At 66.9% G+C, this 26,390-nt stretch carries 21 protein-coding genes; 17 read left to right on the top strand and 4 right to left on the bottom strand.

The genetic code is table 11. The features are described 5' to 3' along the window. Positions 1-158 precede the first annotated feature (158 nt). Positions 159-5,411 carry an alpha-2-macroglobulin gene (locus ACSQ3P_RS16010; RefSeq protein ID WP_436166529.1) on the top strand — a complete coding sequence of 1,751 codons (5,253 nt, stop codon included), beginning with the start codon at positions 159-161 and terminating at the stop codon, positions 5,409-5,411. Positions 5,412-5,661: 250 nt separating this feature from the next. Then, the gene (pbpC, locus tag ACSQ3P_RS16005) at positions 5,662-7,827 is read left to right on the top strand and encodes a penicillin-binding protein 1C (protein WP_436166528.1); all 2,166 of its coding nucleotides are present in this window, start codon (positions 5,662-5,664) and stop codon (positions 7,825-7,827) included. 211 nt (positions 7,828-8,038) lie between these two features. On the opposite strand, the gene ACSQ3P_RS16000 is transcribed toward pbpC, so the two are convergent. Then, positions 8,039-11,116: an efflux RND transporter permease subunit gene (locus ACSQ3P_RS16000; protein WP_436166527.1), complete on the bottom strand. Its 3,078-nt coding sequence runs from the start codon at positions 11,114-11,116 to the stop codon at positions 8,039-8,041. Continuing rightward, complete coding sequence (locus ACSQ3P_RS15995; RefSeq protein WP_436166526.1) at positions 11,113-12,228, bottom strand: efflux RND transporter periplasmic adaptor subunit; 1,116 nt, start codon at positions 12,226-12,228, stop codon at positions 11,113-11,115. Before ACSQ3P_RS15995 ends, ACSQ3P_RS16000 begins: the two co-directional genes overlap by 4 nt. Before the next feature lie 135 nt (positions 12,229-12,363). Between ACSQ3P_RS15995 and ACSQ3P_RS15990 the strand changes: the two genes are divergently transcribed. From ACSQ3P_RS15990 to phnE (ACSQ3P_RS15965), 6 genes are all read left to right on the top strand, one after another. After that, a complete protein-coding gene (locus ACSQ3P_RS15990; RefSeq protein ID WP_436166525.1) occupies positions 12,364-12,987 on the top strand; it encodes a TetR/AcrR family transcriptional regulator in 624 nt (207 codons plus the stop codon). Positions 12,988-13,062: 75 nt separating this feature from the next. Next, positions 13,063-13,533 (top strand): DUF1348 family protein, encoded by a 471-nt coding sequence (locus ACSQ3P_RS15985; RefSeq protein ID WP_436166524.1) that lies wholly within the window; start codon positions 13,063-13,065, stop codon positions 13,531-13,533. A gap of 139 nt (positions 13,534-13,672) precedes the next feature. Further along, positions 13,673-14,491: a phosphonate ABC transporter ATP-binding protein gene (gene phnC / locus ACSQ3P_RS15980; protein WP_069693164.1), complete on the top strand. Its 819-nt coding sequence runs from the start codon at positions 13,673-13,675 to the stop codon at positions 14,489-14,491. Positions 14,492-14,555: 64 nt separating this feature from the next. Continuing rightward, entirely contained in the window at positions 14,556-15,473 is a 918-nt protein-coding gene (gene phnD / locus ACSQ3P_RS15975) for a phosphonate ABC transporter substrate-binding protein (RefSeq protein WP_436166523.1), read from the top strand. A 162-nt stretch (positions 15,474-15,635) separates the two neighbouring features. Continuing rightward, the gene (gene phnE, locus ACSQ3P_RS15970; protein ID WP_436166522.1) at positions 15,636-16,517 is read left to right on the top strand and encodes a phosphonate ABC transporter, permease protein PhnE; all 882 of its coding nucleotides are present in this window, start codon (positions 15,636-15,638) and stop codon (positions 16,515-16,517) included. Further along, on the top strand, positions 16,514-17,368 hold the full coding sequence (gene phnE, locus ACSQ3P_RS15965; protein ID WP_436166521.1) for a phosphonate ABC transporter, permease protein PhnE: 855 nt from the start codon (positions 16,514-16,516) through the stop codon (positions 17,366-17,368). Before phnE (ACSQ3P_RS15970) ends, phnE (ACSQ3P_RS15965) begins: the two co-directional genes overlap by 4 nt. Before the next feature lie 111 nt (positions 17,369-17,479). Here the strand turns inward: phnE (ACSQ3P_RS15965) and phnF are convergent, their stop codons facing one another. After that, the gene (gene phnF / locus ACSQ3P_RS15960) at positions 17,480-18,235 is read right to left on the bottom strand and encodes a phosphonate metabolism transcriptional regulator PhnF (RefSeq protein WP_436166520.1); all 756 of its coding nucleotides are present in this window, start codon (positions 18,233-18,235) and stop codon (positions 17,480-17,482) included. Positions 18,236-18,320: 85 nt separating this feature from the next. Between phnF and phnG the strand changes: the two genes are divergently transcribed. The 8 genes from phnG (at position 18,321) to ACSQ3P_RS15920 (ending at position 24,951) form a co-directional block, all read left to right on the top strand. Further along, positions 18,321-18,773, top strand: coding sequence for a phosphonate C-P lyase system protein PhnG (gene phnG, locus ACSQ3P_RS15955; RefSeq protein ID WP_436166519.1), 453 nt, complete (start codon positions 18,321-18,323; stop codon positions 18,771-18,773). Beyond that, positions 18,773-19,375, top strand: coding sequence for a phosphonate C-P lyase system protein PhnH (gene phnH / locus ACSQ3P_RS15950; protein ID WP_436166518.1), 603 nt, complete (start codon positions 18,773-18,775; stop codon positions 19,373-19,375). Before phnG ends, phnH begins: the two co-directional genes overlap by 1 nt. Beyond that, complete coding sequence (locus tag ACSQ3P_RS15945) at positions 19,375-20,493, top strand: carbon-phosphorus lyase complex subunit PhnI (RefSeq protein ID WP_436166517.1); 1,119 nt, start codon at positions 19,375-19,377, stop codon at positions 20,491-20,493. Before phnH ends, ACSQ3P_RS15945 begins: the two co-directional genes overlap by 1 nt. Next, positions 20,490-21,416, top strand: coding sequence for an alpha-D-ribose 1-methylphosphonate 5-phosphate C-P-lyase PhnJ (locus ACSQ3P_RS15940; protein WP_436166516.1), 927 nt, complete (start codon positions 20,490-20,492; stop codon positions 21,414-21,416). The genes ACSQ3P_RS15945 and ACSQ3P_RS15940 overlap by 4 nt, the downstream gene beginning before the upstream one ends. Positions 21,417-21,564: 148 nt before the next feature. Then, positions 21,565-22,371 carry a phosphonate C-P lyase system protein PhnK gene (gene phnK / locus ACSQ3P_RS15935; protein ID WP_436166515.1) on the top strand — a complete coding sequence of 269 codons (807 nt, stop codon included), beginning with the start codon at positions 21,565-21,567 and terminating at the stop codon, positions 22,369-22,371. A 50-nt stretch (positions 22,372-22,421) separates the two neighbouring features. Then, positions 22,422-23,120 carry a phosphonate C-P lyase system protein PhnL gene (phnL, locus tag ACSQ3P_RS15930; RefSeq protein WP_310147169.1) on the top strand — a complete coding sequence of 233 codons (699 nt, stop codon included), beginning with the start codon at positions 22,422-22,424 and terminating at the stop codon, positions 23,118-23,120. Next, a complete protein-coding gene (locus ACSQ3P_RS15925; protein WP_436166514.1) occupies positions 23,120-24,259 on the top strand; it encodes an alpha-D-ribose 1-methylphosphonate 5-triphosphate diphosphatase in 1,140 nt (379 codons plus the stop codon). The genes phnL and ACSQ3P_RS15925 overlap by 1 nt, the downstream gene beginning before the upstream one ends. Beyond that, on the top strand, positions 24,256-24,951 hold the full coding sequence (locus ACSQ3P_RS15920) for a DUF1045 domain-containing protein (RefSeq protein WP_436166513.1): 696 nt from the start codon (positions 24,256-24,258) through the stop codon (positions 24,949-24,951). The genes ACSQ3P_RS15925 and ACSQ3P_RS15920 overlap by 4 nt, the downstream gene beginning before the upstream one ends. 161 nt (positions 24,952-25,112) lie before the next feature. On the opposite strand, the gene phnN is transcribed toward ACSQ3P_RS15920, so the two are convergent. After that, positions 25,113-25,718, bottom strand: a complete 606-nt coding sequence (gene phnN / locus ACSQ3P_RS15915) for a phosphonate metabolism protein/1,5-bisphosphokinase (PRPP-forming) PhnN (RefSeq protein ID WP_436166512.1) — start codon at positions 25,716-25,718, stop codon at positions 25,113-25,115. Here phnN and ACSQ3P_RS15910 point away from each other — a divergent pair. Then, positions 25,717-26,337, top strand: coding sequence for a chloramphenicol acetyltransferase (locus ACSQ3P_RS15910; RefSeq protein WP_436166752.1), 621 nt, complete (start codon positions 25,717-25,719; stop codon positions 26,335-26,337). The two genes, phnN and ACSQ3P_RS15910, sit on opposite strands and share 2 nt — an antisense overlap. The last annotated feature ends 53 nt before the right edge of the window (positions 26,338-26,390 follow it).

The raw sequence follows: 26,390 nt of genomic DNA, 5'->3' as shown, positions 1-26,390 counted from the left end.
AGATCAAGCAAGAGCCCGCCTCATCGGGCAGTCCGCACCTTTCGTATTGCGCCGGCAAGCGCTGATGCTAGCTTGCCCGCGGGCTCAGAGCTGTCATCGGGCGGACGCGGATCGCACCGAGATTGACGCGCAAGCTCGACCGAAGAGGACGTAAGACCATGACCCTGCTCGCCCGTCTCGCGTTGCTTTTCGGTCTGGCGCTCGCCGCGCAGCCCGCTCTTGCCCAGAAGGCCTATGTCCGCAACGACCTCGCCGCCGACGGGCAGCGGCTGGAGGAGCGCTTGAAGCGCGAGGTTTCGGTCAGCGGCAGACAGGCGAGCGAGGCCCTGCGGATCGGCGCCTCCGCACTCGCCCGCGGCGATGCCCGCTCCGCCTTGCCCCAGGCCAATGCCGCCGTCGTCGCCGAGCCCAACAACGCCGCCGCATGGCGCCTGATGGCGAATGCGGCCAATGCGATCGAGCCGCGCGACTATCGCGAGCGCTGGGAGTTGCGCGAACGCGCGATCTCGGCCGCCTATCTTGCCTATCAGCGCGCCAGCTCGCGCCCCGAGGAGGCCGCATCGCTCGGCGTGCTCGCCCGCACCTTCGAGAAGAACGAGCTCTGGCGGCCGGCGCTGACGACCTACCGGCTGAGCCTCGACCTCGCCGACAATGCCGGCCTGCGCACCTCCTATGAATCCCTGCGCGAGAAGCGCGGCTTCCGCATCCTCTCCAACAAGGTCGATGCCGACGCCGCCTCGCCGCGCGCCTGTTTCGAGTTCTCCGAGCCGCTGGCGCGCGGCCGCGTCGATTTCGCGCCTTATGTCGCGATCTCCGGTGGAAAGGGCGATTTCGCTGTTTCGGCCGAGGAGCGCCAGATCTGCGTCGATGGACTGCGCCATGGCGAGCGCTACGCCTTCGTCATCCGCCAGGGCGTGCCTTCGGCCATACCCGACGAGAAACTGCTGAAATCGGCCGATTACGAGGTCTATGTCCGCGACCGCACGCCTTCGGTGCGCTTCACCGGCAAGAACTACGTGCTGCCGCGCACCGGCCAGCAGGGCATTCCCGTCGTCTCCGTCAATGCCGACCGGCTTGACCTTGAGGTCATGCGGATCGGCGACCGCAACCTGATCAACTCGGTCCATTCCGACGATTTCCTTGGCCAGCTCGGTTCCTACGCCTCAAAGCAGATCGCCAGCGACAAGGGCCAGAGCGTCTGGACCGGCTCGATGGAGGTGAAGTCCGAACTGAACAAGGACGTGATCACAGCCTTCCCGGTGATCGAGGCGGTCGGGCGCCTGCAGCCCGGCGTCTATGTGATGTTCGCCAAGCCCACCGGCGGCAAGGTAGCAGCAGCGCAGACCGATTCCGACAGCGACTATGACGACGGCACGACGCGCGCGACGCAATGGTTCGTCGTCTCCGACCTCGGCCTGACCTCCTTCTCCGGGCCCGACGGCGTGCATGTGCTGGTGCGCTCGCTCGCCGACGCCGCCCCCGTCGCCAATGCCGAACTCAGGCTGCTCGCCCGCAACAACGAGGTGCTGGGGACGGTGCGCTCCGACGCCAATGGCTATGCCCGCTTCGATGCCGGGCTGGGCAAGGGCCAGGGCGGCAATGCGCCGGGCCTCGTCACGGCGCTGCTGGGCGAGGATTACGGCTTCCTTGATCTGAAGCAGACGGCGTTCGATCTCTCCGATCGCGGCGTCAAGGGCCGCGTCGCGCCTTCAGGCCTCGACGCTTATCTCTATACCGAGCGCGGCGTCTACCGCTCCGGCGAGACGGTTTATCTGACCAGCCTCCTGCGCGATGCCAAGGGCGCGGCCGTCACCGGCCTGCCATTGACCATCGTGGTCAAGCGGCCCGACGGCGTCGAATATCGCCGCCGCCAGGTCGAGGACCAGGGCGCCGGCGGCCGGGCCCATTCGATCCCGTTGCTCTCGGGCGCGCAGACTGGCACCTGGCGTGTCCAGGCCTATGCCGATCCGAAGGGCCCCGCGATCGGCGAGGCCTCCTTCCTGGTCGAGGATTATGTCCCCGAGCGCCTGGAACTGACGCTCACGCCCAAGACCCCGGTGCTGCAGGCGGGCGAGCCCGCCGAGATCGACGTCAATGCGCGCTATCTCTATGGCGCGCCGGGCTCCGAGCTCGACGTCAACGGTTCGATGACGATCCGCGCCGCCGCCCAAAGCGCGATCCCCGGCTTCGCCGGCTATCAGGTCGGCCTCACCGACGAGGAGTTCCAGCCGGTCCAGACCGATTTCGAGGAGAGCACCACGACCGACGCCTCAGGCAAGGTCACGGTCTCGAACCCGGTCGCCCAGCCCGAGACCAACCGCCCGCTCGAGGCCGAATTCACCATCCGCGTCGGCGAGCCCGGGGGGCGCGCCATTGCCCGCTCGGTGACGCTGCCGATCGTGCCCAAGGGCGCGGCGCTCGGCATCAAGCCGCTGTTCAAGGATGGCGAGCTCGGCAATGGCCAGACCGCCGGCTTCGAGGTCATCATGGCCAATGGCGATGGCCGCCGCCTCGCGCGGCCCGGCGTGAAATGGACCTTGTCCAAGGTCACCCGCAACTATCAATGGTTCTTCCAGGACGGGCGCTGGAATTTTGAGGGCGTGAAGCAGACCCGCCGCGTCGCCGATGGCGAGGTCGCGGTCAGCGCGAATGCCGCCGCCTCGATCTCGGCCGCGGTGCAATGGGGCAATTATCGCCTCGACGTCGCCGCCGACGGCCCCGATTCCACCGAGAGCTCGCTGTCCTTCACCGTCGGCTACGAGGCCGACAAGACCGCCGATACGCCCGATGTCCTCGACGTCGCGCTCGACAAGAACGCCTATGCCGATGGCGAGACCATGCAGGTACGCCTCGCGCCGCGCTTCGCCGGCAAGGCGACGCTCGCCGTGATCAGCGACCGCGTCAACGAGATCCGCACCATCGACGTCGCGGCCGGTGGCGCAACGGCCTCGATCCCCGTCAAGGCCGAATGGGGCGCGAGCGCCTATCTCGTCGTGCTGGCTCACCGCCCGATGGACACTGCCGCCCAGCGCCTGCCTGGCCGCGCCATCGGCCTGTCCTGGTTCGCGATCGGCAAGGAGAACCGCACGCTCGCCATCGATCTCGGCGCCCCGCCCCTGGTGCGCCCGCTGACGACGCTGTCCTTGCCGGTCAAGGTCACCGGCGCCAGGGCGGGCGAGGACGCTTTCGTCACGGTCGCCGCCGTCGATATCGGCATCCTCAACCTGACCCGCTTTGAATCGCCCGATCCGAGCAAGTTCTTCTTCGGTCAACGCCAGATCGGCCATGAACTGCGCGATCTCTACGGCTATCTGATCGACGGCATGCAGGGCGTACGCGGCGCGATCCGCACCGGCGGCGACGGCGCGCCCACGGCTCAGGGCGAGAAGCCGACGCAGGAACCGCTCGCGCGCTATTCCGGCGTGGTCAAGGTCGGCGCCGACGGCATGGCCAAGGTCGATTTCGACCTGCCGGCCTTCAACGGCTCGGTCCGCGTCATGGCGGTGGCATGGTCGGCCGGGCGCACCGGGCAGGCCAGCGCCGACGTGATCATCCGCGACCAGATCGTCGCGCAGGCGACGCTGCCGCGCTTCCTCGCCATCGGCGACCAGTCGCGCTTCCATCTCGCGATCAACAATGTCGAGGGCCCGGCCGGACCCTATGTCGTCGATCTCGATGTGCGGGGCCCCGTGCTGGTCGCCGCCGACGCGACGCGCAAAACGCTCCAGCTCGCGGCCGGCGCCAAGAGCGAGCTCACCATCCCGGTCACGGCGGCGGGTCTCGGCCGTGCCGAATTCGATGTCCGCATCACCGGGCCTGGAGGCATCGGCACGGTGCAGAACCTCGCCGTGCGCGTGCAGCCCTCGGCCAATACGATCGCGCGGCGCATCGTCCGGCCGATTCCCGGCAATGGCGGTTCGATCACCGTCTCCTCCGACCTGATGGCCGATCTCGTGCCGAACTCCGGGCAGGTCTCCGTCTCGGTCTCGCCACTCGCCTCACTCGACGTGCCGGCCCTGCTGAAGGCGCTCGACCGCTACCCCTATGGCTGCACCGAGCAGACGGTGAGCCGCGCCTTGCCGCTGCTCTCGGTCAACAAGCTCGCCACGCTCGAGAATCTCGCGCTCGACGCCAACGCCGATGAGCGCGTCAATGGCGCGATCGAGCGCGTGCTCGCCCGCCAGGGCGCCAACGGCTCCTTCGGGCTCTGGGGCGTCGGCGGCGAGGATCTCTGGCTCGACGCCTTCGTCGCGGATTTCCTGACGCGGGCCCGCGAGCGCCAGTTCCAGGTGCCGCAGATCGCCTTCAACCTCGCTCTCGACCGCCTGCGCAACCAGGTCGTCAACACCAGCGAGATCAACAAGGAGGAGGCCGCCGGCATCGCCTATGCGCTCTATGTGCTCGCCCGCAACGGCCGGCCGGTGATGGGCGATCTGCGCTATCTCGCCGACAACAAGCTCGCCGATTTCGCGACGCCGCTGGCGCGCGGGCAGATCGGCGCCGCGCTCTCGGCGCTGGGCGATCGCGGCCGCGGTCGTGCCGCCTTCACCAGCGCGCTCGGCCTGTTGCAGGATGCGCGCGACGACGGTCTCTCGCGGCCCGATTACGGCACGCGCCTGCGCGACGGGGCGGGCGTGCTCGCCCTGATCGCCGAAGCCAATGGCGAGCGCGCCGACATCACCCGCGCGGCTGCGATCGTCGACACGGCGCGCGGCGGCGCGCGCTACACCTCGACGCAGGAGCAGATGTGGATGGTCGTCGCCGCCCAGGCGCTGGCCAAGGACGCCGAGGGCATGACGCTCACGGTCGATGGCGCCGAGCGCAAGGGACCGCTTTACCGCACCATCTCCGCCGAAGCGCTGGAGGCCAAGCCGCTGACCGTCGCCAATCCAGGCGCCGCCTCGGCACAGGCCGTGATCACCGTCTCGGGCATTCCGACCGGCGCGGAGCCGGCGCTGAATCAGGGCTTCGGCCTGGAGCGGGTGATCTACACGATGAAGGGCGAGAAGGCCGATCCGGCGCGGCTGCGCCAGAACGAGCGCTATGTCGTGGCGCTGAACGTCACCGAACCCGCCTTGCGCTACGGCCGGGTGCTGCTGGTCGATCCCGTACCTGCCGGGCTCGAGATCGAGAACGCCAACCTGACCGAGGGCGCCTCCGTCGCCGGGCTCGACTGGCTGAAGCAGGAGGTGACGCCGGTGCACACGGAAGCCCGCGACGACCGCTATGTCGCGGCCTTCGATCGCGACGGCAGCTCGAGCCAGAAGCTCGCCTTTACCGTCGCCTATATCGTCCGGGCCGTCTCGCCCGGCCGCTATGTCGCGCCGGCGGGCGTAATCGAGGACATGTACAGGCCGGATCGTTTCGGGCGGACCGCGTTCGGAACGGTGGATATTTCGTCGGCGCGGTAGAGGCTTCGCCGTGAAGGCACAGGGCGACGAGACGAGCGCAACCGAGCCCCCTCTCCCACCCATCTCGGGCTTGCCCGAGATGGGCAGAGATGGATGCCAAAGTCGGGAACACCCGACTTTGGTGCGGGAGAGGGTTGGGGTGAGGGAAGGCAAGACATCTTCCGTCATGCTCGCCCTTGTGGCGAGCATCCACGTCTTGAACACCACCCTCGCCAAAGGAAAGACGTGGATGGTCGGGACAAGCCCGACCATGACGAAAAGCGCCACATTCCCTTCCCTCATCCGTCAGCGCTTCGCGCTGCCACCTTCTCCCGCAAGGGGAGAAGGGATAGGCACCCGCCGCTTTCGCAAGCTGAAGATCACCGCAGCCGCTCTTGGGCTCGTCGCAACGGCCGCCACCACCGCCCTCCTCGCCTACGCCTCGACCCTGCCACCGCTCGACCTCGCCGCCGCCTCGGATCGCTCGACCGTCGTGCTCGACCGCGAGGGCAAGCTGCTGCGGCCCTTCCTCACCGATGACGGGCGCTGGAAGCTCCCGGTCACCGTCGACGATGTCGATCCGCGCTATCTCGCCATGCTCAAGGCCTATGAGGACAAGCGCTTCGACAATCATTGGGGCATCGATCCGCTCGGGCTTGCCCGCGCGGCGGGCCAGATGCTGCTGAGCGGGCGCGTGATCTCCGGCGGCTCGACCCTGACCATGCAGGTCGCGCGCCTGCTGGAGCCGCGCGAGGAGCGCTCGCTATCCGCCAAGCTGCGCCAGGTCATCCGCGCGATCGAGCTCGAGCGCCGCTTCGACAAACCAGGCATTCTCGACCTTTATCTGACGCTCGCCCCCTTCGGCGGCAATCTCGAAGGCGTACGCGCCGCGAGCTTCGCCTATTTCGGCAAGGAGCCGAAGCGCCTCTCGACGGCGGAAGCGGCACTCCTCGTCGCCCTGCCGCAATCGCCCGAAACGCGTCGACCCGACCGCCTCAACGAGGCCGCCCGCAAAGCCCGCGAGCGGGTCTTGGCGCGTGTCGAGGCGGCGGGGCTGGCGACGGCCTCAGAAGTCGCAGCAGCCCGGGACGAGCCGATCCCGACGACGCGCAGGCCGTTCCCCAACCTTGCCCCCCATGTCGCCGAGCAGGTCGTGGCCGAGGCCCCGGACGCCCACGCCCACAGGCTCACCATCGACGGCCGCCTCCAGGCCAATCTGGAGAACCTCGCCCGCGAGCGCAGTACAGGGCTCGCAGCCCAGGTCTCGATCGCCATCCTCGTCGCCGACAATGAGACCGGCGAGATCCGCGCCTCGGTCGGCGGCGTCGATTATTTCGCCGCCGAGCGCGCCGGTTCGCTCGACCTGACGCGGGCCCTGCGTTCGCCCGGCTCGGCGCTGAAGCCCTTCATCTATGCGCTCGCCTTCGATAACGGCATCGCCCACCCCGAGACGATGCTGGAGGATAGGCCGGCGCGCTACGGCATCTATGTGCCGGAGAATTTCGACCTGAGCTTCCAGGGCATGGTCAGCGCGCGAAAAGCCCTGCAGCTCTCGCTCAACGTGCCCGCCGTCGAGCTGCTCTCCGCGCTCGGGCCGCAGCGCTTCCTGTCGCGATTGCGCGACGCCGGCGCGGCCATCGCCATGCCGAAGGAAGGCGGCGCACCAGGCCTGGCCGTCGGTCTGGGCGGCTTGGGGATCACGCTGCAGGATCTGACGCGGCTTTATGTCGGGCTCGCCCGCGGCGGCGAGATGATGCCGCTGCGGCTGAAGACAGAGAGCCAGGCGAGCGAGCCCGCGCCTCGCCTCGTCGACCCGGTCGCAGCCTGGTATGTCACCGATACGCTGCTCGGCGCGCCCGCGCCTCAGAACGCCCTGCCCGGTCGCATCGCCTACAAGACCGGCACATCCTATGGCTATCGCGACGCCTGGGCGGTCGGCTTCGACCGCAAGCACACCATCGGCGTCTGGGTCGGACGGGCCGACAACGGCGCGGTGCCGGGGCTAGTCGGACGCGTTGTCGCGGCGCCGATCCTGTTCGACGCCTTCGCCCGGGCCGGCATCGATCCCCGCCCCTTCCCGCAGCCGCCCAATGCCATCATCGCGACCGCCGCGCATCTGCCGCCGCCCTTGCGCCATCTGCGCCAGGACGTGCCCAAGACGATTGCCGCGATGACGACGCCGGTGCTGAAGCTCGCCTTCCCGCCGGAAGGTGCGCGCATCGATCTCGCGGCCTCGGCGCTTGACGGCCGCAGCCAGCTCAACCTCAAGGTCGCGGGTGGTGCGCCGCCCTATACCTGGCTGGTCGACGGCGCGCCTGTGCTGGAGCTGACCCGTCGCCGTGAAGCTGCCTGGCAGCCACCCGGAAGAGGATTCGTCCGAATCTCGGTGATCGACGGAACCGGCGCGAGCGAGAGCGTGTCGGTGCGGCTGCAGTAAGGTCTCACGGTCATGCTCGGGCTTGACCCGAGCATCTCATGTCACAGGCGTTCCATTCTGGGAGAGATCCCCGGGTCTTCTCTGGGAGAGATCCCCGGGTCTTCTCTGGGAGAGATCCCCGGGTCTTCGCGGAGTTTATCCTCGGGCCGATCGAAAATCGGACCCGAGGGCTCCGCCCGAGGATGACGATCCACGCGCAAGCGCGCGATCGTCACTCCGCCGGCGCCGGATGCGGCTCGTGCACGGCGTGGCCGTGCACCGAGCGCTTCGCCCGCGCCAGATAGGTATAGGCGACCGGCACCACATAGAGCGTCAAGAGCGTGCCGAAACTCATGCCACCGACGATGACCCAGCCGATCTGCGAGCGGCTTTCCGCGCCCGCGCCATGCGCCAAGGCCAGCGGCAGCGCGCCAAGCACCATCGCGCCCGTCGTCATCAGGATCGGCCGCAGGCGCAGCTCCGCCGCCTCGACCAGAGCATCGACCAACTCCTTGCCCTCTTCACGCAATTGGTTGGTGAATTCGAGAATCAGGATGCCGTGCTTGGTGATGAGGCCGACCAGCGTGATCAGCCCGATCTGACTGTAGACGTTCATCGTGCCGCCGGTGAAGTACAAGGCTGCGAGCGCGCCCGTCAGCGAGAGCGGCACCGAGACCATGATCACGACCGGATCAATGAAGCTCTCGAACTGCGCCGCCAGCACCAGATAGATGAAGCCCAGCGCCAGCAGGAAGACGATCGCGATCGACGAGCCCGACTGCTTGAACTCGCGGCTCTGGCCGGAATAGTCGATCTGCACCGTCTTGGGCAGCACCTTGGCCGAGGCCTGCTCCAGTACGCTGAGCGCATCGCCCAGCGAATAGCCCGGCCCCGGCACCGCCGTGATGGTGGCGGAGCGGAGCTGGTTGAAGCGGATCAGTTCCTTGGGAGCGACGTTCTCCTCGATCGAGACCAGGCTCGACAACTGCACCGTCACACCGTTGCGGCCCATCAGATAGATCGACTGCATCGCCTGGGGCGTGTTGCGATCCTGGCCCGCGACCTGAACGACGACGTCGTACTGCTCGCCATTCATGTTGAAGCGCGTCACCTGCCGGCCGCCCAGCAGCGTCTCCATGGTGCGCCCGATCACATCGACACCGACCCCGAGATCGGCGGCGCGCTGACGATCGATCGAGACCCTGAGCTGCGGCTTGTCGAGGATCAGGTTGGATTCGACGTTCGTCAGCACCGGCGAGCCCGCGACCTCCGCCAGAACCTGGTCGACATAGCCCTTGATCTGTTCGTAAGGCTCCGACGAGCGCAGCACGAACTCGACCGGCTTGCTGTTGGCGCCGCCCTGGCCGAGCGAGGGCGGGTTCGTCGCGAAGAGCCGGATGCCGGGGATCTGCGAGAGCCCCCTGTTGATCTCGGTGACGATGTCCTGCTGCTTGCGCGTGCGCTCCTCCCAGGGCTTCAGCCGGGCAAAGGCGATGGCGCGCGTCACATCGGGAAAACCGACGATGACCAGGTAGTTCTGCACCTCCGGCAGTTTGGAGAAGAATTCCTCGACGCGGCGCGCATAATCGGCGGTGAAGGCCAGCGTCGCACCTTCGGGCGCCACGCCGATCGCGGTAATCGTGCCGCGATCCTCGACCGGCGCGAGCTCCGAGCGCAGATGCGTGAAGAAGTAGTAGCTGCCGCCGGCCACGCAGAGCGCCAGCAGGACGATGACAGGGCGGATCGCGAGCGCCGCCCGCAGCGAGCGGCGATAGCCGCGCGACATCGCCTCGAAGGCGGCTTCGAGCAGGTTGTAGAGCCGCCCATGCGAGCTCTCATGCTTGAGCAGCTTGGCGCACATCATCGGCGTCAGTGTCAGCGCAACGAAGCCCGAGACCAGCACGGCGCCGGCAAGCGTCAAGGCGAATTCGACGAAGAGCTTGCCGGTGCGCCCGGTCGAGAACGCCATCGGCGCATAGACCGCAACCAGCGTCAGCGTCATCGCGATGACGGCGAAGGCGATCTCGTTGATGCCGCGCACCGCCGCCTTGTTGGCCTCCATGCCGTCCTCGATATGTCGGTGGACATTCTCCAGCACGACGATGGCGTCGTCGACGACGAGGCCGATGGCGAGCACCATCGAGAGCAGCGTCAGCGTGTTCACGGTGAAGCCGAAGGCATACATCAGCGCAAAGGAGCCGATCAGCGAAACCGGAATCGTGACCAGCGGGATCAGCGTCGCGCGTGCCGAGCGCAGGAACAGGAAGATGATCAGCACGACGAGCAGCACCGCCTCGCCGACTGTCCGATAGACGGCCTCGATCGAACGGTCGATGAAGATCGAGGTGTCGTAGGAGGTCTCGATCCCCATGCCATCCGGCAGATCGTCGATGATCTCGGGCAGCGCCGCGCGGATGCCGGCTGAGACGTCGAGCGGGTTCGCCGTTGCCTGCTTGACGATGCCGATCGTAACCGAGGGCTTGCCGGAGAACCAGGCGGCGTTGCGCTCGGCCAGCGCGCCGAGCTCGACCTTGGCGACATCGCGCAGCTTGACCGGGAAGCCGTTGGCGTCCTTGACGACGATCTGCTGGAACTGCTCGGGCGTTGTCAGGCTGGTCTGCGAGAGCACCGTGAATTCGCGATTGTTGCTCTCGATGCGGCCGGACGGGATCTCGACATTTTGCGCCCGCAGCGCCGCCTCGATCTCCTGCACGGTGATGGTGTAGGCCGCCATCCGGGCGCGATCGAGCCAGATCCGCATGGCGTAGCGGCGCTCGCCCTGGATGCGGACCTCGGCGACGCCGGTGATGTTCTGGACGCGGTCGGTGATGAAGCGGTCGGCGAAATCGGTCAGTTCGAGCGGGTTGTGGCGCGAGCTGATCAGCGAGAGATACATGATCGGCTGGGCGTCGGCCTCGACCTTGGCGATGATCGGCTCGTCGATCTCGGTGGGCATGCGGCCGCGCACGCGGCTGACGCGGTCGCGCACATCGGAGGCGGCGACATCGGGATCGACATCCGGGCGGAAGCGCACCGAGATGTTGCTGCTCTCCTGCCGGCTGGTCGAGGAGATGATCTCGATGCCCTCGATGCCGGCGATCGAGTTCTCCAGGATCTGCGTGACCTGCGTCTCGATGATCTCGGCCGAGGCGCCGGTATAGGTCGTGCGCACCGAGACGATGGGCTCGTCGATATTGGGATATTCGCGCACCGTCAGGCGCGTATAGGAGACGGCGCCGATCAGGATGACGAGCAGGCTCAGGACCGTCGAGAGGACAGGGCGGCGGACGAAGAGCTCGAACAGGCTCATCGCAGGGCGCTCGCTGGGGCGGTTTCGGCCGCGCTGGTCTGCAAGGCCGGTTGGGCGTTCTTGATCGCCACCGTCGCGCCGTCGCGCAGGCGCATCTGGCCGGCGCTGACGAGCTGCATCTGGGGGGTCAGCCCCTTCACGATCTCGACCTTGCCCGGCAGGCGCTTGCCGAGCTCGACCGAGACGCGCTTGGCCTTGCCGTTCTCGACGATGTAGACGATCTTGCCGACGCCATCGGGCACCACCGCGGTCTCGGGGATGATCAGGGCGTTCTCGCGCTGGTCGATGACGATGACGATGCGGGCAAAGAGGCCCGGCTTCAGCAAGAGATCGGCATTGGGGATCGTGGCGCGCAGGCGGATGGCGCGGCCATTGACGTCAACGACCGGGTCGATCGCGAAAATCTTGCCGGCAAAGTCCCGTCCCGGCACGGCGTCGAGCTTCACCTGAATGGTCTGTCCCACCTTGACCCGGGCGAGGAAGATCTCGGGCACACGGAAATCGACCTTGATCGGGTCGATATTGGTCAGGGTGATCAACTGCTTGCCGACCGAGACATAGTCGCCGACGCTGACCGAGCGCAGGCCGACGACGCCGTGGAACGGCGCTGTCAGGGTCGACTGCGCCAGCTTGGCCTGGGAGAGCTGGACGCGGGCCTCGTTGGAGGCGAGCTGGGCGGTCGCCTGTTCGAGCGCGACCTGCGTGCCGGCGCCGCGCTGCACCAGTGACTGGTTGCGCTGGAAAGTGTCGCGCGCCAGGCTCAGATCCGCCTGCAACTGCTTGAGTTCGGCGTCGAGGATGGCCGTGTCGAGCTTGACCAGCTCCTGGCCCTTCTGGACGCGCTCGCCCTCCTTGAAGCCGAGCGCGATGACGCGGCCCGCGATCTCGGGCGCGATCACCACCGATTCATCGGCGGCGAGCGTGCCCAGGGCCTCGACCTCCTCATAGACGGTCGTAACCTCGATCTTGCCGATCTCGACCGGCACGCCGGCCGGCGGCGGAGCAGCCGCACGGGCCTGCGTCGGCTGCAGGCTGGCCTGATAGCTGCGGTAGCCATAATAGCCGCCACCCGCCAGACCGGCGATCAGGATGAGTAGGACAAACCGCTTCATGACACTGGACGCTCCGGGATCGCGGCACTAACCTAGACTGGACGGTCCAGTCTGATAAGGGCCTTTATGGGCGGAAGCATGTCTGAGGCCAACTCTCTCCGGGCCACGTCGACGGATGCGCAGGATTATGTGCGCATGCCTGCCGAGCTATCGCGACCCGACAAGCACAGCGCCATCACCAAGGCTGCAGCCGAGATGTTCCTGGCCGAGGGCTTCGAGCGCTCCAGCCTCGACCAGATCGCCCATCGCGCCGGCGTCTCCAAGCAGACCATCTACAGCCACTTCACCGACAAGCAGGCGCTGTTCCGCGCGATCTGCGCCGAACTCACTGAAAAGCTGACGATTCCGCTGCGCAAGCCGCGCAAGGCCGGCGCCGATCTGGCGAGCATCCTGACCCGCCTCGGCGAGGATACGCTGGCGACGATGCTGCACCCCGCAGCGCTCGATCTTCACCGGCTGGTGCTCAGCGCTGCCGCGCGCTTTCCAGACCTCGGACGGACCGCCTATGAGGCCGGCGTCGAGCGCATGATCAGCGACCTCGCGGCCCTGCTGATGCAGCGATCACAACTGCGTGACGGGCTGGCGCAGCACATCTCCAATGCGCAGGCAAGGCGCATGGCCGAGCAGTTCATCGGCATGTTGCGCGGTTTCCATCAGCTTCGCGGACTGCTCGGCATGCCCGCCATCCCCGCCAGCGAGCGCAAAGCCTATGTCCGCTCCTGCGTCGAGATGCTCCTGCGCGGTGTTGCGCCAGCCTGAGCGGAACCCGCTTTCGAGGAGGTTGCGCGGGCTGCGGTTTCCACCTCTGATCGGCCCTTCACCGGAGGAGCCGAGATGTCGCAGCAACGCCCGCCCTTGCCGCCTTTCACGGCCGAGACCGCCGCCCAGAAGGCCCGCATGGCCGAGGACGCCTGGAACTCGCTCGATCCGCAGCGCGTCTCCCTCGCCTACACTCCCGACAGCCGCTGGCGGAACCGGGCCGAGTTCTTCTCGGGCCGCGAGGCGATCGTCGCCTTCCTCCAACGCAAATGGGCCAAGGAGATCGCATACCGGCTGATCAAGGAGGTCTGGGCTTTCCACAATGACCGCATCGCCGTGCGCTTTGCCTATGAGCATCATGACGATGCCGGAAACTGGTTCCGTTCGCATGGCAACGAGCAATGGGAGTTCGACGAGAACGGCCTGATGCGCCGGCGTGAGGCCAGCATCAACGACGTGCCTATCGAGGAGAGCGACCGCAAATTCCGCTGGGAGGGGCGGATCAGGCCGACGGATCATCCAGGGCTGACGGGATTGGGATTGTAGCAAACGGGGACAGCTCCTCCCCCTGTCACCGCCCTGTCATCTGCGCTGGCTAGCTGATCATCCCGTTCGAAAGCGCGACCCCGGACGGCCCTCGGCCGCTCCGGGCGATGTTGCGCTTGGCCGACGAACGGAATTCGGCATGCTTCGGATCGAAGGCCTGACCAAACGCTTCGGCGACAAGAACGCCGTCGACAACGTCACGTTGTCCATCCCCAAAGGCGAGATGGTCGGCGTCATCGGCCGCTCCGGCGCCGGCAAGTCGACGCTGCTGCGCATGCTCAACCGCCTGGCTGACGCGACCAGCGGCAGCATCGTCTGCGAGGAGCGCGACGTGACCGCGCTGAAGGGCGCCGCCTTGCGGGCCTGGCGCCGCGACACGGCGATGATCTTCCAGCAATTCAATCTCGTCGGCCGCCTCGACGTTCTCACCAATGTCCTGCTCGGCCGGCTGAACCATCGCTCGGCCGCCCTGACCCTGGTCAAGAGCTTCTCTCAGGACGACAAGATCCGCGCCATCGCCGCGCTCGAGCGGCTCGACATGGGCCATCTGCTCGCCCAGCGCGCCGAGACGCTGTCGGGCGGACAGCAGCAGCGCGTCGCCATCGCGCGTGCCTTGGTGCAGGAGCCCAAGGTCATCCTCGCCGACGAGCCGATCGCCTCGCTCGACCCGCGCAACACCCAGGTCGTGATGGATGCGTTGTTCCGCATCAATCGCGAGGACGGCATCACCGTCGTCTGCAACCTGCACCATCTCGATATCGCCTCGAAATATTGTGACCGCCTGATCGGCATGGCCGCCGGCAAGATCGTCTTCGACGGCCCGCCCCACGCTCTGACCACCGAGATCGCGGCCGAGCTCTACGGCATCGAGGCCAAGGATGCCGGCGCCGAGGCGCTCGATGCGCTCGATGCCATCGCGGCCTCCGAGGCCCAGCGCGCCAAGCAGAACGTCGCCTGACCGGGACAGCCCGCTCGGGAACGCCCGCCCAGAAAACTCAACGAACCCGCAACAGGAGCTCACCATGCTGACCCGTCGTCATACGCTCACCCTCGCGACCGCGGCCTTCGCCGCCTCGCTCGCCGCTCCCGCCTTCGCCCAGGACTGGAAGGCGAAATATCCCGAGATCATTTTCGCCATCATCCCGGCCGAGAACGCGTCCGGTGTCGTCGAGCGCTACACCCCCTTCGTCAACTATCTCGCCAAGGAGCTCGGCACCAAGGTCACGCTGCGCATCGCCAGCGACTATGCCGCCCTGATCGAGGGCCAGCGCGCCGGCAACATCCATATCGGCATGTACGGCCCCTCCTCCTTCGCCCGCGCCCTGATGACCGGCGCCAAGATCGACGCCTTCGCGATCGAGACCAATCTCGACGGCACCAAAGGCTATTACTCGGTCTTCTATGTGAAGAAGGATTCGCCCTATCAGAAGATCGAAGACCTCAAGGGCAAGAATCTCGGCCTCGTCGACCCGAACTCGACCTCGGGCAACAACGTCCCGCGCTTCGCGCTCGACGGCATGAAGATCGAGCCCGAGACCTATTTCTCCAAGGTCGTCTACACCGGCAGCCATGAGAACGCCGTGATCGCGCTCGGCCAGGGCACTGTCGACATCGCCGCCAACTGGTGGAACGACGAGCAGGAATCGAACCTCCTGCGCATGGCCCGCAAGAACATGGTCAAGGCCGAGGATTTCCGGATCATCTACAAGTCCGCGCAGATCGTGAACTCGCCGATGGCCTATCTCTCGGAGCTGCCGGAGCCGCTCAAGGCTTCGATCCGCGACGCGGTGCTGAACCTCGCCACCAAGGACAAGGTCGCCTTCGACAAGATCTATGAAGGCAAGCAGGGCCCGCTCGTCGCCGTCGACAACAAGGCCTACGACCCGATCATCGAACTGAACAAGTTCGTCGACGCGCTCCGCAAGAAGAAGTCCTCGTAGAACGCCCGTTCACTTTTCCCGTCATGGTCGGCCTTGTGCCGACCATCCACGTCTCCTGTCGTCGCATGCGGTGATCAAGACGTGGATGCTCGCCGCAAGGGCGAGCATGACGCGAGAGGCGCTCTGACGGTGACGACCTCCCCGCGACGGACCTTAAACACCATGACCCTCGCGATCGACCGCAACGACCCTGCGATCCATGCCCATGTCGAGAGCTATCGCCGCGCCATGTCGGCGAAGCGCCTGCAGACGCTGATCGGAGCAGTGATCTTCCTCGTCTGCGTCTGGCTCGCGGCGCTCGGCTCCGAGGTCGACCCCGGCAAGTTCGTCGAGAACGCCTGGCGCTTCCCGAAATACATCCTTGAGACCATGCCGACCTTGCGCCTCGCAACGTTCGGTGCCGACATGGCCGAATGGTTCTGGGGCATCAAGGGCTGGCTCAAGCTGCTCTGGCAAACGATCCTGATCGCCTATACCGGCACGATCCTGGGCACACTCGGCGGCTTCCTGCTCTGCTTCGTCGCGGCTGCCAATCTCGGCAGATCGCGTGTCTTGCGCTTCGCCACCCGCCGTTTCCTCGAATTCTCCCGCACCGTCCCCGAGATCGTCTTCGCGCTGATCTTCGTCATCGCCTTCGGTCTGGGACCGCTGCCCGGCGTGCTCGCCATCGCGATCCACACCATGGGCGCCATGGGCAAGCTGTTCTCCGAAGTGGTCGAGAACATCGACATGAAGCCGGTCGATGGCATGACCGCGACTGGTGCCGGCTGGTGGCAGATCATCCGCTTTGCCGTGGTGCCTCAAGTCCTCTCCAATTTCGCCAGCTATTCGCTGCTGCGCTTCGAGATCAATGTCCGCGGTGCCTCGATCATGGGCTTCGTCGGCGCCGGCGGCATCGGCCAGGACCTGATCGAGGCCATCCGCAAATTCTACTTCACCGACATCAGCGCCATCCTGCTGCTGATCATCGTCACCGTGATGCTGATCGACTACGGCACCGAGCGGCTGCGCCACGCCCTTCTCAGCCTGGAGCACGGCCGATGACGCTCGCTCTCTCCGCCAACGACCGCACCGCGCTCGTCGCCCGCCACAAGGCCGCGATCGATGGTTCGCTGAAGACGCGCCTGATCACGATCTCCGTCATCGTCGGTCTCACCGGCCTGTTCCTCTACGGGCTGACGACGCTCGAGGTCTCGATCTGGAAGATCATCCACGGCCTCAACAATCTCGGCATCTTCGTCGCCCTGATGCTGCCGCCCGACCCCGGCTCGCTGGCACGCGCCCTGCTCTTCGTGAAGGCGCTGTTCGAGACGATCGCAATCGCCTTCCTCGGCACGATCCTGGCCGCGATCTTCGCCTTTCCACTCGGCTTCATCGCCGCCAAGAATGTCGTCGCCAACCGCGTCGTGCATTTCCTGGCGCGGCGCTCGCTCGACACGGTGCGTGGGGTCGATGCGCTGATCTGGGCGCTGATCTGGGTCAATGTCGTGGGCCTTGGACCTTTCGCCGGCATGCTCGCGATCATGACCAGCGATCTCGGCGCCTTCGGCAAGCTCTACTCCGAGGCGATCGAATCGGCCGACCGCAAGCCGGTCGAGGGCGTGACCTCACTGGGCGGCAGCAAGCTCCACGAGATCCGCTTCGGGCTGATTCCGCAGGTGCTCCCCGTCATCGCGAGCCAGGTGCTCTACTACATCGAATCCAACACCCGCTCCTCGACCATCATCGGCATTGTCGGCGCCGGCGGCATCGGGCTTTACCTGGCCGAGACCATCCGCACGCTGGAATGGCAGCAGGTCTCCTTCCTGATCCTGCTGATCCTGGCCGCCGTGACCGCCATCGACTTCCTCTCCAGCAAACTGCGCTTCGCGATCATCGGGCAACGGGCGGTGTGAGGACGACGCGCCCCTTCCGTCATTCTCGGGCTTGACCCGAGAATCTCGCGACCAAAGGACGCTGGTTTCACAGATGCTCGGGTCAAGCCCGAGCATGACGGGCCGCAGCCCTCACTCCTTGAACGGCTCGACCACCATTTCCATGCGTTCGCCGACGAAGACGCTGTTGACCAGATGGATCGGCGTCAGGTCCGGCAAGGCGTCAATCGCCGCCGAGACCATCACGGCCGCACCCGGCGCGATCTCGAGCAGCAGCGCCTCGCGCTCGCTGGCGAGCCGCGCGGTCAAGCGTGTGGAGAGGCGGACATAGTCGTCGATACCGACGGCCTTGAACGCCGCCGTCATCGAGGCGCTCGCCTCACGGAAAACGCGGTCGAAATCCGGGAAGCGCTCGGCCGAGAGCCAATGCGTGCCTGTCCCCATCGGCGTACCGTCGGCACGGCTCAGGCCTTCAACCCGCCACAGCGGCGCGCCCGCCTCCAGGCCGAGTTGCGCGCAGGTCTCGGCATCGCCCGTCACCATCGCCGTCGACAGCGCCTCGCTTGAGCCGACGATGCCGAGCTTGCCGAAATTGCTGCGCATGCTGACACGCCGGCCGATCGGATAGGGCACGCGCCGCGCGCTGACCTGGGTGCCGCGGCCGCGCGCGACCGTGACCAGCCCCTGCTCGGCCAGATGGCGGAAGGCCTGGCGCACGGTGTGGCGATGCACGCCATAGCGCTCAGCCAGCACGACCGAGGCCGGCAGCGTATCCCCGACGGCGTAATCGCCACGGCCGATCGCGCTTTCGAGCTCACCCGCGATGCGACGCCAGGCCGTGCCGTGTTCCTCGACGGTCTCGTTCAGGTCCGGCGCAGCGCTCGTCATCAAAATTTCATCCAAAATGTATAGACTTTTCCCGGCAACCAGCCTATCATAGTCTAGACATTAGCGAGTGACCAGACAGCGCATGATGATGACCGAGACAGATCCGGACAAGACGAGCGCGCGGCAACGCTGGATGGCGATCCTCGCCCGCGCCTCGCGCAGTGAGATCGAGACGCTGGTTGGCGCCGCGCTGCCGGCCCATGAAATCCTCAAGGCGCCCGAGACCGGCACGGTGATGGTCGAGGGTCGCGCCGGAGGCGCCGGGCGGCGCTTCAACCTCGGCGAGGCGACGGTGACGCGCTGCGTCGTCAGGCTGGAGAATGGCGCAATGGGTTTCTCCTATGCGCTCGGCCGCGACGGCCGCAAGGCGCGCCTCGCCGCGATCCTCGACGCCAGATTGCAGAGCGAGGCTGCCGATGGCGCGCTTCTCGCCGGCGTGACGCAGCTCGCTGCGACGCAGGCCGCGGCGCGCGACCACGCCTCGCGCAAGGCGGCCGCGACCAAGGTCGATTTCTTCACTCTGGTCAGGGGCGCGTGATGCAGACCGAAAACCTGATCGCAGCCGGCTTCACGGATCCGGTCTTCCAGTCGCAAGCCGCCTTTCGCGCCGTGCTCGCGGCCTTGTCCGAGCCCGGCACCCTGCAGAGAGTGTCCGGAGCGATCCTGCCGCCGGACGGGCTTTGCGCCGCGACCGCGACCGCCTTGCTGACATTGGCCGATTACGAAACGCCGATCTTCCTGCCGCAACAGCTGCGCGATGGGCCGGCCGGCGCCTGGCTGCGCTTCCATTGCGGCGCGGCGATCCTCGACGCTCCCGCCGGGGCGGTCTTCGCGGTCATCGACGGCGCGAGTGCGACCCCGCCACTCGCCGCCTTCGACCACGGCCACGACCAGTTCCCCGACCGTTCCGCGACGGTGCTCGTGCAATGCGCCGCCCTCACCGGCGGCGGGAGCGTGACCCTGAGCGGTCCCGGCATCGCCGGCAGCCGCAGCATCGCCCCGCAGGGTTTGCGCCCCGGCTTCTGGGCCGAGGTCGCGGCCAATGCCGAGCTCTACCCGCTCGGCGTCGATCTCATTCTCAGCTGCGGCGACGCCCTGATCGGCCTGCCGCGCACCACGCAGATCGAGGAGATGGCTTAATGTATGTCGCGGTCAAAGGCGGCGAGGCCGCGATCCTCGCCACGCATGATCTTGTCGCCGAAGCGCGGCGCGGCGATGAGGCTGTGCTGGAGCTCACGGTTACGCAGATCCGCGAGCAGCAGGGCCTCGCTTGCGCCCGCGTCATGAACGAGGGTTCGCTCTACGACCTCGACCTTGCGGCACTGGCGCTGAAACAGGCGCAGGGCGACGCGATCGAGGCCGCCTTCCTGATGCGGGCCTATCGCACGACGCTGCCGCGTTTCGGCTCTTCCGAGCCGGTCGATACCGCTGAGATGGCGATCCGGCGGCGGATTTCGGCGACCTATAAGGACCTGCCGGGCGGACAGGTGCTCGGCCCGACCTATGACTACACGCACCGGCTGTTCGATTTCGCGCTGATGGATGAGGCCAATGGCTCGGCCGGCGAGGCCCACCCGGCCGCAACGGCCCTCGACACCCACATGCCGCGCGTGCCCGACATTCTCGGCGCGGAGGGGTTGATGGAGGCGGAGGCACCGCCCGAGGGCGATCCGCGCCCCTTCGACCTCACCCGCGAGCCGGTCTCCTTCCCCGCCGATCGCGATGTCCGGCTGCAGGCGATGGCGCGCGGCGATGAGGGCTTCCTGCTCGGGCTCGGCTACTCGGTGCAGCGCGGCTATGGCGGCAACCACCCCTTCGTCGGCGAGATCAGGGTCGGCGAGGTCTCGGTGGAATTCGTGCCGGAGGAACTCGGCTTTTCCGTCGATCTCGGCCAGATCACCCTGACCGAATGCCAGATGGTCAACCAGTTCCAGGGCTCGAAGGATGTCGCCCCGCAATTCACCCGCGGCTACGGGCTCTCCTTCGGCCATTCCGAGCGCAAGGCGATGTCGATGTCGCTGGTCGACCGGGCGCTGAAATGCCGCGAATTCGGCGAGGCCGCCAACTACCCGGCCCAGCAGGACGAGTTCGTGCTCTACCACTCCGATAATGTCGAGGCGGCGGGCTTCGTCGAGCATCTCAAGCTGCCGCATTACGTCGATTTCCAGGGCGAGCTCGAACTGATCCGCCGCATCACCCGCGAGCGCGAGCAGCGACTGGCGCGCGAGCAAGAGACCCTGCCGGAGGCAGCCGAATGAACGCCCATCAGACGCTTCCGGCCGACGATGCAAAGCCGGCTTATAATTATGCCTATCTCGACGAGCAGACCAAGCGGATGATCCGTCGCGCCTTGCTCAAGGCCGTCGCGGTGCCGGGCTACCAGGTGCCGTTCGGCTCACGCGAGATGCCATTGGCGCGCGGCTGGGGCACTGGCGGCATCCAGGTCACGGCCGCGATCATCGGGCCCGACGACACGCTGAAGGTGATCGACCAGGGCGCCGACGACACCACCAACGCCGTCTCGATCCGGCGCTTCTTCGAGCGCACGGCCGATGCCCGCACCACCGAGGCGACGGAGGAGGCGACGATCATCCAGACCCGCCACCGCATCCCGGAAGCGCCGCTCAAGGCCGGCCAGATCATGGTCTATCAGGTGCCGACGCCCGAGCCCCTGCGCAGGCTCGAGCCGCGCGAGGCCGAAACGCGCAAGATGCACGCCTGGGCCGAATACGGGCTGATGCAGGTCAAGCTCTACGAGAACATCGCTCGCTTCGGTGAGGTGACCACGACCTATGACTACCCGGTCATGGTCAATGGCCGCTATGTCATGGCGCCCTCGCCGATCCCGAAATTCGACAATCCCAAGATGCACATGTCGCCGGCTTTGCAGCTCTTCGGCGCCGGTCGCGAGAAGCGCATCTACGCCCTGCCGCCGCATACCAGCGTGAAGAGCCTCGATTTCGACGACCACCCCTTCCGTATCCAGAGCTGGAACGAGCCCTGCGGGCTTTGCGGCGCGACCGACAGCTATCTCGACGAGGTCGTCACCGACGACAAGGGCGGTCGCATGTTCGTCTGCTCCGACAGCCATCATTGCGAGACGCGGCGGGAGGCAGGCCATCGCGGCACGATGCTGGCCGACGCCTCGGCACTGCATCTGGTCGAGGAGGTGAAATCGTGAGTACCCACGCTGTTCCCACCCACTTCCGTCATGGTCGGGCTTGTCCCGACCATCCACGTCTTCTTCAAGCGAGAGCGGTGTTCAAGACGTGGATGCTCGCCACAAGGGCGAGCATGACGGCGGAGCGCTGCGCGCCGGGAGCTAACCCATGACCGTCCACATTTCTCCCCCCGAGGCGGCGCTCGATCCCGAGCCGCTGCTCTCCGTTGCCGGCGTCAGCCGCTTCTATGGCGAGCGTATCGGCTGCCAAGACGTCTCCTTCGACCTCTGGCCGGGCGAGGTGCTCGGCATCGTCGGCGAATCCGGCTCGGGCAAGTCGACCTTGCTGCGCTGCCTCGCCGGCATCGATCGGCCCGACGAGGGCGAGGTGCTGTTCCGGGGCTCGGGCCAGCCGCTCGACATCTATTCGGTGGCCGAGCAGGAGCGCCGCCGCCTGATGCGCACCGCCTGGGGCATCGTCCACCAGAACCCACGCGACGGACTGCGCATGGATGTCTCGGCCGGCGGCAATGTCGGCGAGCGCCTGATGGATCGCGGCGACCGGCATTACGGCAAGATCCGCGAGCGCGCGCTCGACTGGCTCCAGCGCGTCGAGATCGCCGAGAACCGCATCGACGACCGGCCGCGTCAGTTCTCGGGCGGCATGCAGCAGCGCCTGCAGATCGCCCGCGTGCTGGTCTCCGAACCGCGCCTCGTCTTCATGGACGAACCGACAGGCGGCCTCGACGTTTCCGTGCAGGCCCGCCTGCTCGATCTCCTGCGCGTGCTGGTGCGCGATCTCGGCCTCGCCGCCATCATCGTCACCCACGACCTCGCGGTCGCGCGGCTCCTCACCGACCGCTTGATGGTGATGAAGGACGGCCGCGTCGTCGAGCAGGGCCTGACCGACCAGGTGCTGGACGATCCGCACCACGCCTATACGCAGCTTCTGACTTCGGCGGTGCTGAGTGTGTGACGCCCACCCGTCACACCCTCGTCACTCCGCCCGCACAAGGCACTGACATCATGACCACGATGATTCACGTCGAGAACGTCGCCAAGCATTTCACCCTGCACAACCAGGGCGGCGTCCGCTTGCCGGTGTTCGACAACGTTAATTTCAGCGTCGCCGCCGGCGAGGCGCTGGTGCTGGCGGGCGCTTCGGGCGCGGGCAAATCCAGCCTGCTGCGCATCCTCTACGGCAATTACCGGCCAAGCGCGGGCATGATCGCCATCACCCATGCCGGGCGCCAGATCGACATCGTCTCGGCCGTGCCGCGCACCGTGCTCGACATCCGCCGCCGCACGCTTGGCTTCGTCTCGCAGTTCCTGCGCGTGATCCCGCGCGTTTCGGCGCTCGACATCGTGCGCGACCCGCTGCTCGCCCGTGGCGTCGACGCCGTGGAAGCCAGCGAGCGCGCCAAGGCCATGCTGGCGCGGCTCAACCTGCCCGAACGGCTCTGGGGGCTCGCGCCGGCGACCTTCTCCGGCGGCGAGCAGCAACGCGTCAACATCGCCCGCTCCTTCGTCGATCCCTCGCCGATCATGCTGATCGACGAACCGACCGCCTCGCTCGACGCCGCCAACCGCGACATCGTGGTCGCGCTGATCGCGGAAGCCCGTGCTAAGGGCTGCGCCATCGTCGGTATCTTCCATGACGAGGCGGTGCGCGAGGCCGTCGCCACGCGCTATCTCGACATCACCGATTTCAGAAAGGCCGCCTGATGCAAACCGTTCTCACCAATGCCAAACTGATCCTCGAGAACGATGTCGTCTCCGGCACGATCGCCTTCGACGAGACCGGCATCACATCGGTCGATCAGGGCAAGTCATCCCTGCCTGGCGCCATCGACGTGAACGGCGACTATGTCGCGCCGGGCCTCGTCGAGATGCACACCGACAATGTCGAGAAGCACTTCATGCCCCGGCCGAAGGTGTTCTGGCCGAACGGGCTTGCGGCCGCGCTTGTCCATGACGCGCAGATGGCGGCGGCCGGCGTCACCACCGTCTATGACGCGATCTGCGCCGGCACGCCCTTCTCGGCCAAGGACTACCGCAAGGACATCTTCGCCGATGTGATGAAGGCGCTGGCCGAGGGTCGGCGCGAAAACGTCTTCCGCATCGACCACCGCATCCATATGCGCTGCGAACTGACGAGCCCGGACCTGCTGAAGGACATCGAGCCCTATCAGGAGGATGAGCTCGTCCAGCTCGTCTCATTGATGGACCACACGCCCGGCCAGCGGCAATGGCGCAACATCGAGCATCTCAAGACCTACGCCATGGGCAACGGCAAGACCGAGGCCGAGTTCGAGGCCGATGTCGTCGTCCGCCAGTCGGAGGGCGCGGCCAATGTCTCGCGCAACTGGAGCGCCGTCGTCGAGATGTTCGGCTCGCGCGGCATCCCGATCGCGACCCATGACGACACCACGCTCGAACATGTCGAGGCCGGCATCGCGTCGGGCGCCGTGATCTCGGAATTCCCGACCACGATCGAGGCCGCGGAAGCCGCCAAGCAGCGCGGCCTCGCCACGGTCGCGGGCGCACCCAATGTCGTGCGCGGCGGCTCGCATTCCGGCGGCGTCTCGGTCGCGGAGCTGGCCGAGAAGGGCCTGCTCGATGGGCTCTCCTCCGATTATGTCCCGGCAAGCTTGCTCCAGGCCGTGCTCAAGCTCCATGCCAGCCATGGCATCACCCTGCCGCAAGCCATGGGTATGGTGACCTGGAAAATCGCCGACATCCTCGGCCTGAAGGATCGCGGCCATCTCAAGCCCGGCCTGCGCGCCGACCTGGTGCGCTTCAAGGTGCTGGGCGCGACGCCGGTCATCGCCGCCGTCTGGTCGAAGGGCGAGCGGGCATTTTGACCGCGCCGCGCTACGCCCTCTACTACGCCCCCGCCGCCGACAGCGCACTCTGGCGCTTCGGCAGCGCGACGCTTGGCTATGACGCGATCACGGCTGCGGATGCGCCTTTCACGGTCCCGACCGGCTGCGATGCGGAAAGCTGGCCGACGCTCACCGCCGAGCCCCGGCGCTATGGCTTCCACGCGACGCTGAAAGCCCCGTTCGAACTGGCCGTCGGCCGCCAGGAAGGCCAGTTGCGCGCCTTCACGCATAATTTCGCCTCGGGGCTGGATGCGGTTCCGCTCAATGGTCTCAGCGTCACCGCGCTCGGCTCCTTCGTGGCACTGACGCCCTCAGCCGAGAGCCGGCCGCTGCAGAACCTCGCCTTCTCCGTCGTCCAGGCCTTCGAGCCCTTCCGCGCCCCATTGAGCCCGGCCGATCTGGCGCGCCGCCTCAAGAGCCCGCTGACGCCGGCGCACCGGGCCTATCTCGAGGCCTATGGCTACCCTTATGTCGGCGACGCCTTCCGCTTCCACATGACGCTGACCGGCTCGCTACCGGCCGAGCAGGTCTTAACCGTCAAACAGGCGCTGACGCAGGCCTATGCAGAACATGTCCCGCCGGCCCCGGTCGCGATCGACCGGATCGCGCTCTTCAAGCAGGACACGCGCGAGAGCCGCTTCCGCCTGCTCGACAGTTTCGTTCTGGGGTGATGGGCACGGTCGGGCGACCCACTTGCGTTGGCCACCCCCTCAGCCCTCATCCTGAGGAGCCATTCCGCCAGGAATGGCGTCTCGAAGGATGCTCCAGCCGACACCCGAGCCTCACTGGCCATCCTTCGAGACGCCGCTCTGCGGCTCCTCAGGATGAGGGCTCAGAGTGTTCCAGCTGCCATCAGCCCGCGCAGCATCGCGACGAACTCCGCCGCCGCCTCCGCCACAGTACGGTCGTTCTGGATCGTCACCAGTTCGGCGCTCTGCGTCCGCAAGGGCGCCTCGCGAGCGAGCCTGGCTGCAATGTCGGCCTCGCTCTCGCGCCCGCGCATGGCGAGCCGCTTCGCCAGCACCGCGTTAGGGGCGGTGATGTTGACGACGCTCGCCCGCCTGGCCAGCCGCTCGGCAACCGGAATGACGCCGCGCGAGATGTTGACGATCACGACCTGCCCGCGCGCGATGCCGGAAAGTTCGGTCGCGGGAATGCCATAGGTCAAGCCATGCGCGCCCCAATTCAGCGCCATCTCGCCGCGCGTGACGGCCGCCTCGAATTCGGCTTGGGAGCAGCTGTCGTGATCCTCGGCGCCCGCCATCGCCGGCCGCGTGATGAGGCGGCGGGCGAAGTGGAACCGGGCATCGCCGGCGAGCGCCGCACGGGCGGCGTCCATCAATGTGTCCTTGCCGGCTCCCGACGGGCCGACGACGAGGATGAGAGCTCCCGGCGCTGCGACCGGCAATCCTGAAGCGATCTGAGAAGGAAGCGACATCGTGGCCAAAAAACTGGGACTGGAACCTCTGATCGATCCGACCGCGCAGGTGCGGCAGGCGACGCTTGGACGCTACACCGAAATCGGCGCGCGCACGTCCTTCGTCGAGTCGTCGATGGACGACTACTCCTATGTCGTGAACGATTCCAATGTCATCTACACGACGATCGGGAAATTCTGCTCGATCGCGGCGATGACCCGGATCAACCCCGGCAACCACCCGATGCAGCGGGCAAGCCAGTCGCATTTCACCTATCGCGCTTCGGCCTATTTCGACGATGCGGAGGACGATGCCGCGTTCTTTGCCTGGCGGCGTTCGACGCCGGTGACCATCGGCCACGATGTCTGGATCGGCCATGGCGCGATCATCCTGCCCGGCCGCAGCATCGGCACCGGCGCAGTGGTCGCGGGCGGCGCGATCGTCACCAAGGATGTCGCGCCCTACACCATCGTCGGCGGCAACCCGGCCAGGCCGATCCGCCGGCGTTTCCCGGAGCCGATCGCCGAGCGCTTGCTGGCGCTGGCCTGGTGGGATTGGGAGCATGCGCGCCTGCGCACGGCGCTAGCGGATTTCCGCAGCCTGTCGGTCGAGGCCTTCCTGGAGAAGCATGGCGGGTGAGGAAAGCTTCGCATGGAACCAGCACCGTCATTCCGGGGCAGGCCGAAGGCCTG

It is taken from the genome of Allobosea sp. LjRoot9 (assembly GCF_964252745.1).
Lineage (GTDB): Bacteria > Pseudomonadota > Alphaproteobacteria > Rhizobiales > Beijerinckiaceae > Allobosea.
Note: the sequence above shows the minus strand (reverse complement) of the source record. Positions and strands in the feature narration are given on the sequence as shown.

What these genes read in the sequence shown, in the direction of transcription:
- ACSQ3P_RS16010 (WP_436166529.1), top strand. Translation starts at nt 159, where the DNA reads ATGACCCTGCTCGCCCGTCTCGCGTTGCTTTTCGGTCTGGCGCTCGCC.
- pbpC (WP_436166528.1), top strand. Translation starts at nt 5,662, where the DNA reads ATGACGAAAAGCGCCACATTCCCTTCCCTCATCCGTCAGCGCTTCGCG.
- ACSQ3P_RS16000 (WP_436166527.1), bottom strand. Translation starts at nt 11,116, where the DNA reads ATGAGCCTGTTCGAGCTCTTCGTCCGCCGCCCTGTCCTCTCGACGGTC.
- ACSQ3P_RS15995 (WP_436166526.1), bottom strand. Translation starts at nt 12,228, where the DNA reads ATGAAGCGGTTTGTCCTACTCATCCTGATCGCCGGTCTGGCGGGTGGC.
- ACSQ3P_RS15990 (WP_436166525.1), top strand. Translation starts at nt 12,364, where the DNA reads ATGCCTGCCGAGCTATCGCGACCCGACAAGCACAGCGCCATCACCAAG.
- ACSQ3P_RS15985 (WP_436166524.1), top strand. Translation starts at nt 13,063, where the DNA reads ATGTCGCAGCAACGCCCGCCCTTGCCGCCTTTCACGGCCGAGACCGCC.
- phnC (WP_069693164.1), top strand. Translation starts at nt 13,673, where the DNA reads ATGCTTCGGATCGAAGGCCTGACCAAACGCTTCGGCGACAAGAACGCC.
- phnD (WP_436166523.1), top strand. Translation starts at nt 14,556, where the DNA reads ATGCTGACCCGTCGTCATACGCTCACCCTCGCGACCGCGGCCTTCGCC.
- phnE (WP_436166522.1), top strand. Translation starts at nt 15,636, where the DNA reads ATGACCCTCGCGATCGACCGCAACGACCCTGCGATCCATGCCCATGTC.
- phnE (WP_436166521.1), top strand. Translation starts at nt 16,514, where the DNA reads ATGACGCTCGCTCTCTCCGCCAACGACCGCACCGCGCTCGTCGCCCGC.
- phnF (WP_436166520.1), bottom strand. Translation starts at nt 18,235, where the DNA reads ATGACGAGCGCTGCGCCGGACCTGAACGAGACCGTCGAGGAACACGGC.
- phnG (WP_436166519.1), top strand. Translation starts at nt 18,321, where the DNA reads ATGATGACCGAGACAGATCCGGACAAGACGAGCGCGCGGCAACGCTGG.
- phnH (WP_436166518.1), top strand. Translation starts at nt 18,773, where the DNA reads ATGCAGACCGAAAACCTGATCGCAGCCGGCTTCACGGATCCGGTCTTC.
- ACSQ3P_RS15945 (WP_436166517.1), top strand. Translation starts at nt 19,375, where the DNA reads ATGTATGTCGCGGTCAAAGGCGGCGAGGCCGCGATCCTCGCCACGCAT.
- ACSQ3P_RS15940 (WP_436166516.1), top strand. Translation starts at nt 20,490, where the DNA reads ATGAACGCCCATCAGACGCTTCCGGCCGACGATGCAAAGCCGGCTTAT.
- phnK (WP_436166515.1), top strand. Translation starts at nt 21,565, where the DNA reads ATGACCGTCCACATTTCTCCCCCCGAGGCGGCGCTCGATCCCGAGCCG.
- phnL (WP_310147169.1), top strand. Translation starts at nt 22,422, where the DNA reads ATGACCACGATGATTCACGTCGAGAACGTCGCCAAGCATTTCACCCTG.
- ACSQ3P_RS15925 (WP_436166514.1), top strand. Translation starts at nt 23,120, where the DNA reads ATGCAAACCGTTCTCACCAATGCCAAACTGATCCTCGAGAACGATGTC.
- phnN (WP_436166512.1), bottom strand. Translation starts at nt 25,718, where the DNA reads ATGTCGCTTCCTTCTCAGATCGCTTCAGGATTGCCGGTCGCAGCGCCG.